We start from the raw sequence: 16,396 nt of genomic DNA, 5'->3' as shown, positions 1-16,396 counted from the left end.
GTAAATAGCTGACTTTGCACACGGAATCCGCGCTTACAGGATTGTACGTTTCCGTCCCGGCGGCATCCGGTCTGAGCGATTTACCAATGACGTTGCGTCGCGGGAGTCGACCTCGCCATAGTGTAGCCTCTCAGCATAGCCCATTGCGGCCCCAGCAATCAGCCATACAAACGGCACGAGAGTGTCGTTCAACAGCATATCCACCATGGTGATGGCTAGAATCAGCGTAAGCGCCCCGGCATAGGGCGAAAGCGCGTGTCCTGTGCGTTTGCGGCTGTACCAAAACAGCATGATCAGCGGCAGCGCCAGCAGTCCCATTTCGCTGAGATACCCCAGCCAGCCAAACGCCCCGAAAGTGAGAATCCAACGCCCGTCCGGAATGGTCAGGATCTCACCGGTCTCGATTTCGTGCACCAGATTGCGGCCCCAGCCGCCCCATCCATAGGCCCATTTCTCCTTGGCGCGCTCCAGCAGTTGTTCTTCATTGCCAAAGCGATAGCCAAGGGATTGGGCACGATCCGGGTTTATCGCTTCGGCCTGCGCAAGGATGGCATCCAGTGGAATCAACCCCCAGTGGCGCAGCATCGGATAGGTCACGGCCAGGATCGCAAAACTGACCACCAAAACCATCTGCTGACGGGTGGTGGCCAGAAACACCACCGGCACCAGCACCAGTGCATACATCATCGACGCCAGCGATTTGCATGCCAGCAGCACGACGAACAGATAGCCCGTGATCAAAAGCAACTTTTGGCGCTCGCTCGGCGGTGCATTGCGGGTCAGGGCCGCCGCGGCGATCAACGCTGACAAGAAGAACAACGCCATCCACAACGCATGGGGCAAAAACACGATTGGGCGGAATCCGCCAGCGCGTATCATCTGTTCAAAGCTGTGTTGGAAAAATCCGTAAATCCAGATATTTAACTGAGGGCTGAAACGCACTTCGAACAATGCGGGTAACGAATAAATCAGCCCCGCAATCATCAGCGCCAACAGCATTTCGCGCAGGCCCGTTTCCGAGGAAAGATAGACGCGGCCCAGCAGGAACGGTGCCAGCACGATCAGCTGATTGGACAAGACCGATCCAATATCGATCCAGCGCAGTCCCGGCAGGCGGTCTGTCTCGAAAACAATCGGGTCGCTGCCGGACATCACCTGAAAAATCAGCGGTTCGGTATTGGTCAGCACCGTCGGGATCGCGCCCAGCACGAAACCCAGCATCAACAGGCGCGCAAGCGGGTAGCGCGGCCATAACGGCACCCGATCCTTGAGGTAAAACACCGCCAGCGCAAAGGCCACCAGACTGGCAATGGCGAACTTGTCCATGTCTGGCACCAACGGCAAATCAAACTCGGCCAGCGGAGGTAACACCAAATACCCCCCCAGAATGCTCCAGATCACCGCGCGCGGTGGCGGCAATGCCCGAAACAGGCCAAGGCATACCAAAGGCCAGGCCATCAACATCAGATATGCAAGCGCGTTGGGCATCTGTCGGGGGATGTGTCCTGTTGCTGCTGTGCCGCCCTTGTCGACAGCCGGTTTTGGCGCAAACCATATCAGGGAAAGGTGGTTCCGTCGCCCCTTGCACCGTTTCCGATGCTGCATTTCACTGTTTTCATGGCAGCGATACAACGCAACGCCTATTGGCGCACGGAGCCGTTGACGGCTATGAGAGACGCACAAACCCACCCGGAGAGCGCCCTTGCAGTTCCGTTTTCACGACCAGACGATCACCGTCAACATGCCCACCCGCGCCGCACTCGAGGCCGAGGTAATGCAGCGCTTCGACGCCCGTGAGGGCTTTGCGCTGGCCACAGTGAACCTGGATCATCTGGTGAAAATGCGTGCCTCGCCCGCCTTTACAACCGCCTATGCCGCGCAGGACCTTGTGGTGGCCGATGGCTGGCCCATCGCGGCCCTGTCCCGTCTGGCACGCCGCCCTGTGACGCTGATGCCCGGCTCGGACATGGTGATCCCCTTGTGCCAGATGGCCGCCAAGGCCGGGGTCAAAGTCGGCTTTCTGGGCAGCACCGACGCCGCGCTCGAGACTGCCCGCAATGCGCTGCAAGACACAGTGCCGGGGCTGGAGGTTGCGTTTCTCAACGGCCCGGCTATGGGGTTCGATCCGTCAGGCGCAGAGGCCGAAACTCTGCTCACCCAGCTTGAAGAACAGGATATTTCCTTGTGTTTCCTCGCCCTTGGCGCCCCCAAGCAGGAAGCGCTCGCCGCAAGGGGCCGCGCTTTTGCCCCGTCGGTCGGGTTTGCCTCCATCGGGGCGGGCATTGATTTCCTTTCTGGTCGACAGCATCGCGCGCCCGCTCTCATGCGCCGGATGGGACTGGAATGGCTCTGGCGTGCGCTCTCAAGCCCCCGCCGTCTGATCCCCCGCTATGCGCGCTGCTTTGCGATCCTGCCCGCAGAGATCGGTAAGGCCCTCAAGCTGCGCGGGTAAAGGCGGTCACTTATATTCCACAATCCCACGTTTGCGCCCCAGTGCGCGCGACAGGTAAAACCCAATCGCCCCCTGCGCTTCGGGGAATTTGCCCAGCATGGTAAACAGCGCCCTGATCCACGGTCCTCTAAGGCCCATCCGAAACACCTGCGCCGGATAAGCCAGCGCCAAAACCAGCGCGGCTACAGGCTGGGCAAACAGACATATCAGGATCAACACCGGCAGCCCCGCGCCCCAGACGAGTGCGCGCCGGGTCTCTTTCACCCAGTGCCGTTCCGGTGGCCCCCCATGCAACGCTGCCCCTTCGGCAAAGGCATGGCCCGCACGTCTAGAGCGTCTCCACCATTGCCCTACCCGGGTCATCGCGGCATCATGCCAGGTCATCGGCGCATCCAGCCGCTCGATCCCCCAGCCCGCGGCGCGCAGACGCACGCAAAGCTCGGGTTCTTCCCCTGCAATCAGGTCGTCCCGATACCCGCCCACCTCGCGCAGCGCAGCAAGGCGCATCATTGCATCCCCGCCACAAGCCAGCGCCGGGCCAATGGGCGTGTCCCACTCCCAATCGCACAGCTGATTATAGACGCTCGCCTCAGGGTGACGTTCCTGCCGCCGCCCACAGACCACGGCCAGCTTGGGGTCAGTCCGCAGCGCCACCAAGGCGGCCTCGACCCAGCCTTCCCGCAGGGCGCAATCCCCATCGATCAGCTGCACAAACTCGACATCCTCGGGCAAGATGGCCAGTCCCGCATTGCGCGCCCGTGCTGCGGTAAAGGGGTGCGTCGTGTCCAGCGTCACCACGGTCACCCCCCGCGCCTCGGCCGCCGCCACGCTGCCATCGGTCGAGCCTGAATCGACATAGATCACCGGGTCCAGAGCCTTGGGCAATGAATCAAGACAGGCCAGAAACCGTGCACCCTCATTGCGCCCGATGATCACGGTGGCGGTCCGGCTCATGTCCGGGCCTCTTCAAGATAGGCAGTAAACGCGTCTGAGCGGATCAAGAACCCGGCCTGATAAAGTGGCTCAAACCCTTGAAATCGCTCGGCCTGATCGGACCAAAGGGACAAGTCAGGCTCGGCCTCAAAACGGGCCTGCCTCTGGCGATCCTCACCATGGGGAATCGCGTTACGTCGGATCGTATCGGCATCCCGCGCGGTTGTGTCACCGGCAAATTTGTAATGTCGGATCAAGGCGGTGAAATCGGCCACCCGCACCCCTGCCGAAGCATGCGGATGCACCCCGGGCTCGACCCCGTCGACAACCCGCACAAGGGGATGTTTGCTTAGACAGCACTGCTCGCCAAAAACCCGTTTGCGCAGCCCGCCAAACAGCATCTCAACCTTTGGATTGGCCAGCCTGTTGCCCGTCAGGAACCACGAAAACCCGATGGCAGGATCATGATATCCGTGCCGCTCAACCGCGCGTAGATCGTACCAGCAAAACGTCTCAAGCGCCTGCTCATAGCTCAACTTCGCTGCGGCGCTCAGCGGCCCTTCCGGGAACATCTCAAGCATCTGCGCCATCAGCGCGCTGTGGCCGTGATCCTGCAGATATCTCGTCAACCCCGGCAGGCCGATCTGCGCCGCGCCCTCAAACTCGAACATCTCGTCCATATCGGCAAAGAGGCACCACCGGCCCTTCGCATAACGCTCGGCCGCATAACGGCGGAAGGTGTTTTCAATCTCGCCCCAGGGCAGATCGCAGCGCAGGATCACGACGTCCTTCTCGCGCTTCAACCGCTCGACCGTGCCGTCTGTTGATCCGTTGTCGCAGAACACAAACTGCGCCGCCCCAAGGGCGCGATAATGGCGCAAAAACGCATCGAGATAGAACATTCCATCGCGCACCAACGCGACGACGATCACGGCATCCTCTGGCGTCTCTGCGCGCTCGGGTCCATGCAGATGCTCTAACGCGGCATGAAACCGCCGCTGATGGCGGGCCGATGCGATGCGGCGGTGCACCCGATCAAAAAGCGACGCACCTGCCATACCCTAGCCCACCAGCCGCAACAGCAGCACCACAACCACCACCGGCACCAATGTGGCGTGCAGCATATGGTCAAACCAGTTGCTGCTGCCTTGGCCCATCACCCATAAAAACTGTGCCGCAACGGCGGCCAGAGGCACAAACCAATTGCCCGTCAAAAGCCCGTAAAGGCATAGTATCAGCACCATGATCGCAACCGGCCACGGCGCATATCCCAACCTGTAGGGATCCACCGGGAACACTCCCATCGACGCCGCCAGAAAGCCGACATAGACCACCAGAAAGGCAAATAACTCCAGACTGTTGAAGGTCGGCATCGGCCAATCCAGTGCAATCGCCACCTGTCGCAGAACCAACAGGGGCAAGATCACCCCAATCGGCTCTAGCAGCGCCATCGCCCCGTTGACTACCAGCGTGTCGCGCAAAAGCAGGATCACCAAGGCCCCGACCGCTCCGCCGATCAGGATCGAAAGCGGCGCTGCGACCACAAGCGCGGCCCCGCCCCACGCGACCCAACCAATAAGGATCGCCAGAAACAGCGATGACAATCCGCTGCTCATTGCGCCTCGACCCACGCGTCATTGAAGACCACCGCGCGAATGCCGCGCTTTGTGGCATGCGAATAGCTCAGCACGATGTCACCCCCCGGTAACCGGCGCAGCATCGGATAGCGCGCATCGCCCCCTTCATCTTCAAGCGTGTGAAGTGCCCGCCAACTGACCCCGCCATCGTCGGAGACGGCCAATCGCAACCGGTCTGCGCCCATCGCATCATCATTCATCGCCATCAACATCCGCCCGTCGCGCAGGGGAAGCGCTGCAACCGGCGCGCTGGGGTTGGGAATGTCGGTGGGCGCAACCTCGGTCCAGCTTCGACCGCCATCTTTGGTATGGCTGACCCACAAGACCCGGCTTTGATCAAAATCGCGCAGAAACGCCACGGCGCGATGCGCGTCCAACGGCACGATCATCGGTTGGATCGGTTTCACGCCCCGCGCGTCAATCCGGCGTGTGTCGCGCACCCGCCCATCCGGGGCCAGCCGCACCAGTGTGCTATGCGCGCCGCCCATCTCGAAATACGCGGGCAAAGCAAGGCTGCCATCCGCATAGGCCACCATCGGCGATTTCACCAAATGCGACCGGTTCAGAAACGGCGACAGGTTCAGCTTGCGCGCGTGCGCCACCTTGCTGCCGTCCATCCGCACATCCGCGACCGACGCCATCGCCCAGCCGCCAACCGACACCACCGTGGCATAAAGCGCATCTGCCTCGGCGTCGTTTTGTACCGTGTTGCCCAGGGTCACCACCAATTGGCGCGGATCAAAGGCCTGCCCAAGCGCGTCGCGCGTGATCATCGGTGCGCGGTCTCCGCCCACCCAGGCACCATCCTGCAAGGTGAACCGCACCGCATGAATATCCACATCCGCCTGCGCCTCGGCCGAGCCCTCAAACCACGCGATGGAAAACCCGTGCGGGTCCATCAGAATGCCGGGCGAATGGGCCTGCCCGGTCTCGGCCGTGTAATCCAGAACCTTCTCAAAACGCGGCGCGATGTCGGGGGCCGTAATCTGGGGCAGCGCAAAGCGCCAGTCCAGTGGCGTGTCGCGCGCCAGGGCAATCCCGCTCAGACCCAGGCTGACCAGTGCCAAAGCGCAGATAAACAGCGACACAGCCCCCATGCCTTAACCCACTTTCAGAACGATTTTGCCAATGTGATCGCCCGCTTCCATATGGGCATGCGCCTTGGCGGCATCGCTTAAGTCGTATTCACTGTCCATCACCGGGGCCACGCGCCCGGCCTCAATCAGGGGCCAGACATGGGCGCGCAGATCGGCCGCAATCGCCGCCTTGGCCGCATCGCTTTGCGGGCGCAGGGTGGAGCCGGTGATTGTCAGGCGGCGCATCATCAGCGGCATGAAATTCAACTCAACCTTGGGACCTTGCAGAAAGGCGATGTAAACCAGCCGCCCATCATCAGCCAAGGCCTTGATATTGCGTGGCATATAGGGCCCGCCCACCATATCAAGGATCAGGTTCGCTCCGCCTTCACCCTTCAGGATCTCGACGAAATCCTCCTCCCGGTAATTGATCGCACGATCTGCACCCAGATCGCTACAGGCTGTGCACTTTGCCTCGGACCCGGCGGTGGCAAAGACGCGCGCACCAAACGCTTTGGCCAGCTGGATCGCCGTAGTGCCAATACCGCTTGAGCCGCCATGTACCAAAAACCGCTCGCCCGCCTGCAAGCCGCCGCGCAGGAACACGTTGGACCAGACGGTGAAAAACGTCTCGGGCAAGCACGCCGCCTCGCGCAGGGCCATGCCTTTCGGAACCGGCAGGCAATGCGCGGCCGGGGTGGCGACATACTCGGCATATCCCCCGCCCGGCAACAGGGCGCAGACGCTGTCGCCAACGGCCCAATCGCTGACCCCTTCGCCCAGCGCGATAACCTCACCCGCAGCCTCAAGCCCCGGAAGATCGCTGGCGGTGGGGGGCGGCGCATAAAGCCCTGCCCGTTGCAACGCGTCGGGGCGATTGACCCCGGCATAGGCCACTTTGATCACCACCTCGCCGGGACGAGGTGTGGGAACGGGCCGCATGGTGGGTTTCAGAACCTCCGGGCCACCGGCCTCGGTGATTTCAACGGCCTGCATCTGAGTGCTCATGTCTTTATCCTTAATTGGGTCCGGTCCAGCGCCCGGGCATGCCCGTCGGCCCTTGGGCCTGTGGAGCGCGAATACGGCCCAGAACCGACAGCGGCCCGGCCATCAGCCCCGAAATCAGCTTGTTGTTGCGCATCTTGGCCTTCACGGTCTCGATCTGCATGACATCGTCAATGCGCCGATCCAGAAACGCCCATGTGGCGGCGTGATCCGGGCTGGTATCGCCCAGCCAATAGAGAACTGTCGAACTATAAACCCCCGACAGGGTCATCCGCTTGGTGTACCAGTTGATATCCTGCGAGCTGTCGCCCAGCGCAGTCCAGATCTTGTCGCAGGTGCCCCAGATCGCCTGCGCACCGTCCCCCGCATAGCTGGGCAGCGCAAACAGGGTCACGCCCCGGCGCACAAGTTCCTTGTCCTCGACAGCCTCAAGACGCAGACGCACCGCATGGGCGATCCGGTCGCGAAACCGCATCTCGCCCAGATCGGCCTGTTCCAGCGCAGCCAGCATCGCCGCATCTCCGGCCTCATGATAGGCCAGCGCCAGCGACACACCGCCGCGCGGACAGGTCGCGCGCGCCAGCCCCGGCTCCATGCCCGAATCAGCGATCGCGGCCTGAAACGTGGCCTCGCTCCACCCATCGAAAGGGACATGGGGCAATGCAGCCTCAAGCAATTGCGCCCTGGGATCAGATATTGCCATTTTTACGCCTCCTCAGGCGGTCCTCCACCCTCGCCGCACCCTAGACAAAACTAAAACGCTTTGCTATATGGGCCGTTCCTGCAAATCCTTGCAAACTCAAATTAGAAAGGTGGTGAAAACCACATGCAGGTATCGGTTCGCGACAACAATGTCGATCAGGCGCTTCGCGCCCTGAAGAAAAAACTGCAGCGTGAAGGCGTTTTCCGCGAAATGAAGCTCAAGCAACATTTCGAGAAACCGTCCGAGAAAAAAGCGCGCGAGAAAGCCGAGGCTATCCGCCGCGCCCGCAAGCTGGCCCGTAAAAAGGCACAGCGTGAGGGATTGTTGTAAGTTCACCCTACGACATTGAACGACCAAAACGACGACCCCCGGGCAGATGCTTCGGGGGTTTGTCATTTCAGGGGGCGTTAATTCAGAGGCTGGCCAAAAAATGCCCAGCGCGGCTTAAGCCTTGATGCCCGCTCACCCCTCGCCTATTTGGGCGGAAACCATTTCAAGAGGGTCAGACGATGGTCACACGCCAAGACATCGACAAAATGCTACTGATCGCCATCGGTGCGGTTCTGGTGCTGACCGTGATCATCTATCTGGTCAGCAAGGAATATTTCTGGAGCGTATTTGCCGCCGAAGACGGTCTGGTCGAATATGGCACGGCCATCGCGCTTTTGGTGGCCAGCTTTATCCTGATCCGAAACGGTTTGTCCCTGCGCAGCCATGGCACCAAATTGGCGGTCGGGCTCACCTTCTTTTACGCGCTGTTGTTTTTCTTCGGCGCGGGTGAAGAAATCTCGTGGGGACAGCGCATCTTTGGCTGGGAAACGCCTGAGGCCATGAAAGAAATCAACCGGCAGGATGAAACCACACTGCACAATCTTGAGTTCGGCGGCGTGGCCCTGACCAAGCATTTGTTTGGCCCGGTTCTGACCCTGACAATCCTGCTCTACCTGCTGGTTCTTCCCTTGCTTTACCCGCGCGTGGCGGTCTTGCGCCGCTTTGTCGATCGCATCGCCCTGCCCGTTCCGGGCAAGCGGCATGCCGCCTTTGCCCTGCTGGGCAGCCTGGTGATCGCCGCCATTGATGTCGATCGCAAATGGGAGGTTTACGAGCTGGTTTTCGGCCTGCTGATCGTGTCGATCTTCCTCATGCCGCAAAACCCCGACAAGACCAGATAGGGCTTTCCCGCCCTCATCCTCGCGTCGGTTTGTCCGATTTTCCCCGTGACTTTTTGTCAAACTCTGCGATTGGATCGTCCTCAGTAACGGCCCAAAACGGGCTTTCAAAGTTGGGGACACACCATGAAAAAGATGATCGCCGAGTTTATCGGCACGTTTACACTGGTCCTACTGGGCTGTGGCGCAGCGGTGATTGCTGGCGCTGATATTGGCCTGACAGGCATCAGTTTTGCCTTTGGTCTAGCGCTGATCGGGATGGCCTATGGCATCGGCCCGGTCTCGGGCTGCCACATCAACCCGGCCGTCACCCTTGGAGTGGTCGCATCGGGGCGGATGCAGATGGGTGAGGCCGTTCAATACATGATTGCCCAAGTGGCCGGGGCCATCGTCGGCGCGCTGGTACTGATGATTATTGCCTCCGGCAAAGCGGATTACTCTGTGGCCGAAAATGGTCTGGGTCAGAACGGCTGGGGCGCTGGGTATCTCGGCGAATACACCATGGCCGCCGCGTTCATCTTCGAGGTGGTTGCCACCTTCCTCTTCGTCGTGGTGATCCTTGGCTCCACCGGCGGCGGTGCACCCACGGCGATGGCAGGTCTGGCGATTGGTCTGGCGCTTGTGGTGATTCACCTTGTGGGCATCAACGTCACCGGCGTATCGGTGAACCCTGCGCGCTCCATCGGGCCCGCCCTTTTTGCAGGCGGCACCGCCCTTGGACAGCTGTGGTTGTTCATCGTCGCACCGATCATTGGTGGCGTGCTGGCCGGCATCCTGTTCAAGTCTGGTTTGCTGGACGGCGACGAAGCCTAGACCCTCAAGGGCGAGATCAAATGATCTCGTCCTCATCAAACAGTGGCGCGGCCTCCAATTGGGCAGAGACCCCTTCGGCAGCCGCGTCAGCACTGGGCGTTTCGGCGATGTGAAACAGCGCCTCTCCTTCGTTCACCACGGGCATGTTGCTGCGCCCGATGATGATGCCGGTGGTCTCGCAGGTCACCTCTGCTTCGGCATCACCAAAGGGATCGCTGATCGCACCCAGAACCATGCCCGGTTCAACCGCATCCCCTGTCGTCAGATAGCCGCGAAACACCCCACCAATCGGCGCGCGATACCAGTTAGAGGAGGCGCACAAAACCGGCTCGGCGTCGCTCTCAGGCAGCAGATCATCCCCGATCATGTCCAGCTGGTTCATCACCCGCAGGATTCCCGACACCCCGGCCCGCGCTGCCAACTCGTCAAAGCGCAACCCCTCGCCAGCCTCGTAAAGCAGCACGTCGATGCCTTCCTCTTCGGCAGCCATACGCAGCGAGCCTTCGCGCAGCTTGGAATACATCATCACCGGCGCCCCAAAGGCATGGCCCAGCTTGGCCAGCCGCGGATTGTCAGGCGTCAGGCGAATTTGCGGCAGATTGGTGCGGTGAATGGCGGCCGAGTGCAGATCGATGCCCACGTCTGAACGCCCCACCACCTCAGTCATGAAAATATGCGCCAGACGCGATGCCATCGATCCAGCCGCCTGACCCGGAAACGACCGGTTCAGATCACGCCTGTCCGGCAGGTATCGCGAATGGTTCAGAAACCCGAAGGTGTTGACGATAGGTACGGCCAGCAAGGTGCCCGCGATATCATCCAGCCCCTCGGCACGCAGCAAACGGCGCACGATCTCGACCCCGATCACCTCGTCGCCATGAATAGCGGCAGATACGAACAGAACAGGACCGGGACGCTCGCCATGGATCACATGCACCGACAGGTGCACAGGGGTGTGGTCCGGCAAGGTGCTGACGGGGATATCGACAGTGGCCCGTGTGCCGGCGGCAATCTGGTGGCTGTTGATCTGAAACGGGTCTCTTTTGCGCACGGTCTTCACTTATCGAAAGGTCATGCTACCGATACGCAGTTCGCCCCGGGCTGTCCATGCCCCGCCATCATCTGGCCCAATTGCTGTGCCACTCTGATGTCGATCTATGGAGAGCCCAATGAAAACTCTTGTCGTCATGGCCTTTGCGCTTGTCCCCACGATAGCCCTCAGTCAGCCTTACAGCCAGAGCATGGCCGACTGTGCCGCCATCTATCGCAATGCCGCGCAGTCTGTGCATTCAGACGCGAATGTGGACGATCTGATGGGTGTATCTCAACGGTGGTCAGAGGCGTCTGTAATTCAAGCCAGGGCCGAGGGCTTGGTCGATCCTCAAGACACGATGCATGCCATAATTGACAGCAAGACCAAGGATTGGGAAGCCAAGGGAAAAGCGGTCTTTCTGACTGAGGAGTTCCGCGATTGGACGAAATACTGCCGGTCTTTCGCCAAACACGTGGGTGTTGATGTAACCCGGTGACCGTCCTTGATCGCGAAAAACCCCGCCGAACGGGGCGGGGTTTCTAAGCGTTAGCGTTTTGCTTAACCCGGCAGCTTGGTTTTGCGCAGATAGGGCAGAACCGTTTCAAACTCGCCAAACTTGGCCTTGGCATCGTCATTGCTGACGGTCGGGGGAATGATGACATCTTCGCCTACGGTCCAGTCAGCCGGTGTGGCGACGCCGTGCTTGGCCCCGGTCTGTACCGCATCCAATGCGCGCAGCACTTCGGCAAAGTTACGACCAGCCGTCATCGGGTAAGTCATCATCAGTTTGACCTGCTTATCCGGGCCAATGATGAAAACAGACCGTACGGTAGCACTGTCCGCAGGGGTACGGCCATCCGGCAGGTAGGCATCGGCGGGCAGCATGTCGAACGCTTTGGACACGGCAAGACCTTCATCGGAAATGATCGGGAAACCGGCAGGTGCTCCGCCGACCTTCTCGATATCGCCCTTCCACTTCTTGTGATCCTCGACGCCATCAACGCTGACCCCAATCACCTTGGTGCCCCGCTTTTCCCATTCGTCGGCCAGTTGGGCCACGGCCCCAAATTCAGTGGTGCAAACGGGCGTAAAGTCTTTCGGGTGAGAAAACAGGATCGCCCAGCTGTCGCCGATCCAGTCGTGCAGCGTAAAGCTGCCCTGATCGGTGGTGACAGCGAGGTTCGGGATTTCGTCGTTAATGCGCATAGAATGGCTCCTTGATGTTGAGCAGTCAAAATCTGGTGGATGGAAACTAACCACTTATATCTCTAATTACACCCCGCGTCTTGCAGCTTGACGCGCGCAATGACAAGGTGCCGCGAAATCATGATGCCCAAGCGCCACGCATCATCGAAATTTCACGATCAAGGGAGCCATGGAGATGATCGAGAAACGCCAGTTTTACATCAACGGAGAATGGGTCAACCCGGCTGCGGCCAATGACCATAACGTTATCAACCCCTCCAACGAAGAGCCTTGCGCCGTGATCAGCCTCGGTGGGCAGGCCGATACCGATGCCGCCGTGGCCGCCGCCAAGGCCGCCTTCCCCGCCTGGATGGCCACCCCCCCGGCCGAGCGCATCGCGTGGCTGGAAAAACTGCAAGCCGCTTATAACGCGCGCGAAGAAGACATGGCCCAGGCGATCAGTCTGGAGATGGGCGCACCGATCAACATGTCGCGCCAACAACAGGCCCCCTGCGGTACCGGCCATATCGCCGCCTTCCTTGATGCCGCGCGCAGCTATTCTTTCTCGCATCCGCATGATCCGAACACACCGGGCAGCTATATCCGCCACGAACCGATCGGCGTGACTGCTCTGATCACGCCGTGGAACTGGCCGATGAACCAGGTCACGCTGAAGGTTTGTGCCGCGCTGGTGGCGGGTTGCACCATGGTGCTGAAACCGTCCGAAGAATCGCCGCTCTCCGCCATGGTCTTTGCCGAAATGGTCGATGCCGCAGGTCTGCCCAAAGGCGTCTTCAACATGGTCAATGGTGATGGCGCAGGCGTAGGCAGTCAGCTGACTGCACATCCGGATGTGGACATGGTCAGCTTCACCGGCTCCTCCCGCGCGGGCAAGCTGATCTCGAAATCTGCCGCCGATACCCTGAAACGCGTCAGCCTGGAACTGGGCGGCAAAGGCGCCAACCTGATCTTTGCCGATGCCGATGAAAAGGCCGTCAAACGCGGCGTTCTGCATTGCATGAACAACTCGGGCCAATCCTGTAACGCGCCCACACGCATGCTGGTGCAGCGCGATGTCTATGACCAAGCCGTTGAAACCGCTGCCGAAGTGGCCGCCGCGATCACCGTCGGCCCCGCCTCGCAAGAAGGCCGCCATATCGGCCCCGTGGTGAACGAAGTCCAGTTCAACAAGATCCAGGACCTGATCCAGAAAGGCATCGATGAGGGCGCCCGCCTTGTCGCCGGGGGCACAGGCCGCCCGGATGGCATGAACCGCGGTTTCTATGTCAAACCCACGGTCTTTGCCGATGTCACGCCCGACATGACCATCTATCGCGAGGAAATCTTTGGCCCCGTGCTGGCCATGACCCCGTTTGACACCGAAGAAGAAGGCATCGCCATGGCAAACGACACGGTCTATGGCCTGACCAACTATGTCCAGACACAAGACCCCGCCCGCGCCAATCGCGTCGGCGCAGCGATGCGCTCAGGGATGGTCGAAATGAATGGTCAAAGCCGCGGCGCGGGTGCCCCCTTTGGCGGCATGAAGCAATCGGGCAATGGCCGTGAAGGCGGCACCTGGGGCATCGAGGACTTTGTCGAGGTGAAATCCATCTCGGGTTGGTCCGAGGACGCTGCCTGATCATGGAGGTCCACGCGTTTGTCCTGCATCTGACCCGCGCGTCGGGACGCAAGGCAAACGCGCACCACCTGCGCGACACATTCAAGGCCATTGATGGCTTTGACAAGGTCGAGATTTGGCCCGCTGTTGACGGTTCGGCTTTGTCCTCGGGTGACTTGTCCGATATTGTTGGGGCTGATCTGTTTCACCCCAGCTATCCGTTTCCACTGAACAATGGTGAGATCGGCTGCTTTCTCAGTCATCGCCAAATCTGGGCCGAGATGCAGATGCGCGAGGCTAACGCGGCGCTGATTATCGAGGACGACGCCGGGATTGACCTTGATCATTTCACACCTGCCCTGGAACTTGCCGCACAGAACATCGCGCGGCTTGGCTATATCCAATTGCAGACCCGTCGCACGGTCAGCCCCGCAGCCCTGATCGACAGCAACGGCCCTTGCCACCTGAGTGTCCCTCGGGTTGCAGGCCTGCGGACCACCGCGCAGATGGTTTCGAAAGAGGCCGCGGCCCATCTGTTGCAGTTGTCTGAAATGATCGACCGTCCTGTTGATACTTTCGTGCAAAGCCACTGGCACACCGGGTTGCGCCCCGCAATGATCCTGCCATCTGGCGTCAACGACGTGGCCGCAGACCTTGATGGATCAACCATCCAGAAAGGCGGCAGATCGACCTTTGAAAACCTGGCGCGGACGATCTATCGCGCGCGCTATCGTCGCGGTGTTAACACGCTGTCACGGCGCAGTGCGGCACCGGCGAAGGGAGGACTGGCGAATGGCCGATAGGGCGATCATCTCGCGCCTGTTCGGGGGCGCTGGCAACCAACTTTTCCAATACGCCGCCGGGCGCGCCTTGGCCGATCAGCTTGGTTGTGAATTGGTACTCGACAGCCGCTATGTCGCTGACAGTCGGGACCGGGGGGGTTGCTTTGAGCACTTCGCCAATGCGCGGTTTGCGCGCTCGGACACGCTGCCCCCAGCCAAATCTGACGGGTTGATCCGCTATGGGCTGTGGCGCTGGTTCGGGCGCAACCCCCAGCTTTACCGCGAACATGGGTTGGGATTTGACTCCGGTTTTTTTGATTTACCTGCCGGGACTTATCTGCACGGTTATTGGCAATCCGAACAGTATTTCGCTCCGATCGTGGATCAACTGCGCCAAGACCTGACGTTTACCACCAAGCTGGACGGCGCCAACACCGCCATGGCGGATCAGATCGCAGCAGCCACGACACCGGTGTCATTTCATGTGCGACGCGGCGATTATCTTGAAGCCGGCGCTTATGCCGCCTGCACACCCGACTACTACCGGAGCGCAGCCAAGCAGCTAGGTGAGCGACTGGGCGATCTAACCTGCTTTGTCTTCTCCAACGATCCCGCCTGGGCGCGGGGCAACCTTGATCTGGGGCATGAGACCGTGGTGGTGGATATCAACGACGAGACCACCGGCCATTTCGACATGCACCTGCAATCTCTCTGCGCCCATCACGTGATCGCCAACTCCACCTTTTCCTGGTGGGCCGCATGGTTGAACCCATCACCGTCCAAACAGGTGATCGCACCTGAACATTGGTTCGCCGGGGATAAACTTTCGAATCCCGACCTGTTGCCGCTGAGTTGGACTCAGCTTTAGGCACTGACGATAGACCACAGGTGCATGCCAGGCCGCCTACCGCTTTCCCCATCGCAGCAAACCCGCTAAGACGCCCGCATGACAATCACCCCAGATATCGCCAACGCCCCTTTCATGGGCGAGACCGTACACAAGCGCGATATCTTTTCTGAAACGATTTCGGGCCATCTTGAGGGGCACCCGGATTTCCCGGTGGTGCTGCGCAAGCTGGGCGGTGTTCCGCTCTATGCCCGCCCCATCGCGTGGTTTCTGGCCCGCAAGGAGATCAGGGGCCTGCGCGCCGTACAAGGGATCGAAGGTTGCCCGGTTCTGGTGCGCACCGATCGCACCGGATTGCTGCGCAGCTGGACCAAGGGCACGCCATTGCAACTGGCCAAACCCTCCGATCCGGCGTGGTACCGCGATGCCCGCCGCCTGTTGCGCGAAATGCGTCGCGCGGGGGTCACCCATAACGATATCGCCAAGCCGCAGAACTGGTTGATGACGCCCGAGGGTCGTGCTGCTGTGATCGATTTTCAACTGGCCTCTGTACATCGCCGTCGTGGGCTTTTGTTCCGCGTTATGGCGCGTGAAGACCTGCGCCACCTGCTGAAACAAAAACGTGCCTATGCGCCGGAATTGCTGACGCCAACCGAGCATAAGATGCTGAACCGCAAGGCTTTGCCTGCACGCATCTGGATGGCCACGGCCAAGCCGCTTTACAACTTTATCACTCGGCGACTGATGAACTGGTCCGACGGGGAAGGCACCGAGGACAGGATCGAGCGGGACGGGACGGCCCTGCGTGAGACGCTTTTGGCCCACCCACAGGTGCACGACGTTGCCTTGTGTACCTATGCGTTACCCGCCAAGGGGGTAGGCCTATATGCCTTTGTTGAAACCGATCTGGGCGAAGCCGACCTGCGCAAACTGACGCCAGAGCCTGAGCTGATCCAACCCGTCGCAGCCTTGCCCCGCCACACCGATGGCAGCGCGCGTATGGATATTCTGACGCTGATTGCCACAAACCGCTTGGACGAGTTGGAACAGCTGCAGGCGGGCGATGAAGCGCTGGCAGCAGAGTTGAAACCGATCATCGCCGAGCGGTTGAACCTGACGGATCGTATTTTGAAAACTTGA

General features: G+C 60.4%; 18 protein-coding genes. 9 read left to right on the top strand and 9 right to left on the bottom strand.

Translation table 11 applies throughout. The annotated features are described in order from the left end of the window. Positions 1 to 33 precede the first annotated feature (33 nt). On the bottom strand, positions 34 to 1,488 hold the full coding sequence (locus V6N02_RS17885) for a hypothetical protein (RefSeq protein ID WP_371227799.1): 1,455 nt from the start codon (positions 1,486 to 1,488) through the stop codon (positions 34 to 36). 214 nt (positions 1,489 to 1,702) lie between these two features. On the opposite strand from V6N02_RS17885, the gene V6N02_RS17880 reads away from it, so the two are divergent. Next, positions 1,703 to 2,452 carry a WecB/TagA/CpsF family glycosyltransferase gene (locus V6N02_RS17880; protein WP_371227797.1) on the top strand — a complete coding sequence of 250 codons (750 nt, stop codon included), beginning with the start codon at positions 1,703 to 1,705 and terminating at the stop codon, positions 2,450 to 2,452. Positions 2,453 to 2,458: 6 nt separating this feature from the next. Here V6N02_RS17880 and V6N02_RS17875 read toward each other — a convergent pair whose 3' ends face one another. Genes V6N02_RS17875 through V6N02_RS17850 form a run of 6 tightly spaced genes read right to left on the bottom strand, consistent with a single transcriptional unit; the run spans position 2,459 to position 7,806 of the window. Then, entirely contained in the window at positions 2,459 to 3,406 is a 948-nt protein-coding gene (locus V6N02_RS17875) for a glycosyltransferase family 2 protein (RefSeq protein ID WP_371227795.1), read from the bottom strand. Next, positions 3,403 to 4,443, bottom strand: coding sequence for a glycosyltransferase family 2 protein (locus V6N02_RS17870; protein WP_371227793.1), 1,041 nt, complete (start codon positions 4,441 to 4,443; stop codon positions 3,403 to 3,405). Before V6N02_RS17870 ends, V6N02_RS17875 begins: the two co-directional genes overlap by 4 nt. A gap of 3 nt (positions 4,444 to 4,446) precedes the next feature. Further along, positions 4,447 to 5,001 (bottom strand): hypothetical protein, encoded by a 555-nt coding sequence (locus V6N02_RS17865; RefSeq protein WP_371227791.1) that lies wholly within the window; start codon positions 4,999 to 5,001, stop codon positions 4,447 to 4,449. Then, a complete protein-coding gene (locus V6N02_RS17860; protein ID WP_371227789.1) occupies positions 4,998 to 6,119 on the bottom strand; it encodes an exo-alpha-sialidase in 1,122 nt (373 codons plus the stop codon). Before V6N02_RS17860 ends, V6N02_RS17865 begins: the two co-directional genes overlap by 4 nt. A gap of 3 nt (positions 6,120 to 6,122) precedes the next feature. Then, complete coding sequence (locus tag V6N02_RS17855; RefSeq protein WP_371227787.1) at positions 6,123 to 7,106, bottom strand: NAD(P)H-quinone oxidoreductase; 984 nt, start codon at positions 7,104 to 7,106, stop codon at positions 6,123 to 6,125. A 10-nt stretch (positions 7,107 to 7,116) separates the two neighbouring features. Beyond that, positions 7,117 to 7,806, bottom strand: coding sequence for a COQ9 family protein (locus V6N02_RS17850; protein WP_371227785.1), 690 nt, complete (start codon positions 7,804 to 7,806; stop codon positions 7,117 to 7,119). A gap of 123 nt (positions 7,807 to 7,929) precedes the next feature. Between V6N02_RS17850 and rpsU the strand changes: the two genes are divergently transcribed. From rpsU to aqpZ, 3 genes are all read left to right on the top strand, one after another. Beyond that, entirely contained in the window at positions 7,930 to 8,136 is a 207-nt protein-coding gene (rpsU, locus tag V6N02_RS17845; RefSeq protein WP_005614280.1) for a 30S ribosomal protein S21, read from the top strand. Positions 8,137 to 8,315: 179 nt separating this feature from the next. Further along, positions 8,316 to 8,978, top strand: coding sequence for a hypothetical protein (locus V6N02_RS17840; protein WP_371227776.1), 663 nt, complete (start codon positions 8,316 to 8,318; stop codon positions 8,976 to 8,978). 123 nt (positions 8,979 to 9,101) lie between these two features. Further along, positions 9,102 to 9,788: an aquaporin Z gene (aqpZ, locus tag V6N02_RS17835; protein ID WP_371227774.1), complete on the top strand. Its 687-nt coding sequence runs from the start codon at positions 9,102 to 9,104 to the stop codon at positions 9,786 to 9,788. A gap of 16 nt (positions 9,789 to 9,804) precedes the next feature. Here aqpZ and V6N02_RS17830 read toward each other — a convergent pair whose 3' ends face one another. Continuing rightward, positions 9,805 to 10,839: a succinylglutamate desuccinylase/aspartoacylase family protein gene (locus V6N02_RS17830; RefSeq protein WP_371227772.1), complete on the bottom strand. Its 1,035-nt coding sequence runs from the start codon at positions 10,837 to 10,839 to the stop codon at positions 9,805 to 9,807. A 118-nt stretch (positions 10,840 to 10,957) separates the two neighbouring features. Between V6N02_RS17830 and V6N02_RS17825 the strand changes: the two genes are divergently transcribed. Further along, the gene (locus tag V6N02_RS17825; protein ID WP_371227770.1) at positions 10,958 to 11,317 is read left to right on the top strand and encodes a hypothetical protein; all 360 of its coding nucleotides are present in this window, start codon (positions 10,958 to 10,960) and stop codon (positions 11,315 to 11,317) included. Between the two features lie 62 nt (positions 11,318 to 11,379). Here the strand turns inward: V6N02_RS17825 and V6N02_RS17820 are convergent, their stop codons facing one another. Beyond that, the gene (locus V6N02_RS17820) at positions 11,380 to 12,027 is read right to left on the bottom strand and encodes a peroxiredoxin (protein WP_371227768.1); all 648 of its coding nucleotides are present in this window, start codon (positions 12,025 to 12,027) and stop codon (positions 11,380 to 11,382) included. Positions 12,028 to 12,202: 175 nt separating this feature from the next. Here V6N02_RS17820 and V6N02_RS17815 point away from each other — a divergent pair, with 175 nt between their 5' ends. The 4 genes from V6N02_RS17815 (at position 12,203) to V6N02_RS17800 (ending at position 16,396) form a co-directional block, all read left to right on the top strand. Beyond that, positions 12,203 to 13,648 carry an aldehyde dehydrogenase family protein gene (locus V6N02_RS17815; protein WP_371227766.1) on the top strand — a complete coding sequence of 482 codons (1,446 nt, stop codon included), beginning with the start codon at positions 12,203 to 12,205 and terminating at the stop codon, positions 13,646 to 13,648. Positions 13,649 to 13,650: 2 nt separating this feature from the next. Next, positions 13,651 to 14,430: a glycosyltransferase family 25 protein gene (locus tag V6N02_RS17810; protein ID WP_371227764.1), complete on the top strand. Its 780-nt coding sequence runs from the start codon at positions 13,651 to 13,653 to the stop codon at positions 14,428 to 14,430. After that, positions 14,420 to 15,277: an alpha-1,2-fucosyltransferase gene (locus V6N02_RS17805; RefSeq protein ID WP_371227762.1), complete on the top strand. Its 858-nt coding sequence runs from the start codon at positions 14,420 to 14,422 to the stop codon at positions 15,275 to 15,277. Before V6N02_RS17810 ends, V6N02_RS17805 begins: the two co-directional genes overlap by 11 nt. A 78-nt stretch (positions 15,278 to 15,355) precedes the next feature. Then, positions 15,356 to 16,396, top strand: coding sequence for a serine/threonine protein kinase (locus V6N02_RS17800; protein WP_371227760.1), 1,041 nt, complete (start codon positions 15,356 to 15,358; stop codon positions 16,394 to 16,396).

The organism is Roseovarius conchicola (assembly GCF_041403425.1).
GTDB classification, from domain to species: Bacteria; Pseudomonadota; Alphaproteobacteria; order Rhodobacterales; family Rhodobacteraceae; genus Roseovarius; species Roseovarius conchicola.
The sequence above is the reverse complement of the archived record's forward strand: the minus strand, read 5'-3'. Positions and strand labels throughout refer to the sequence as shown.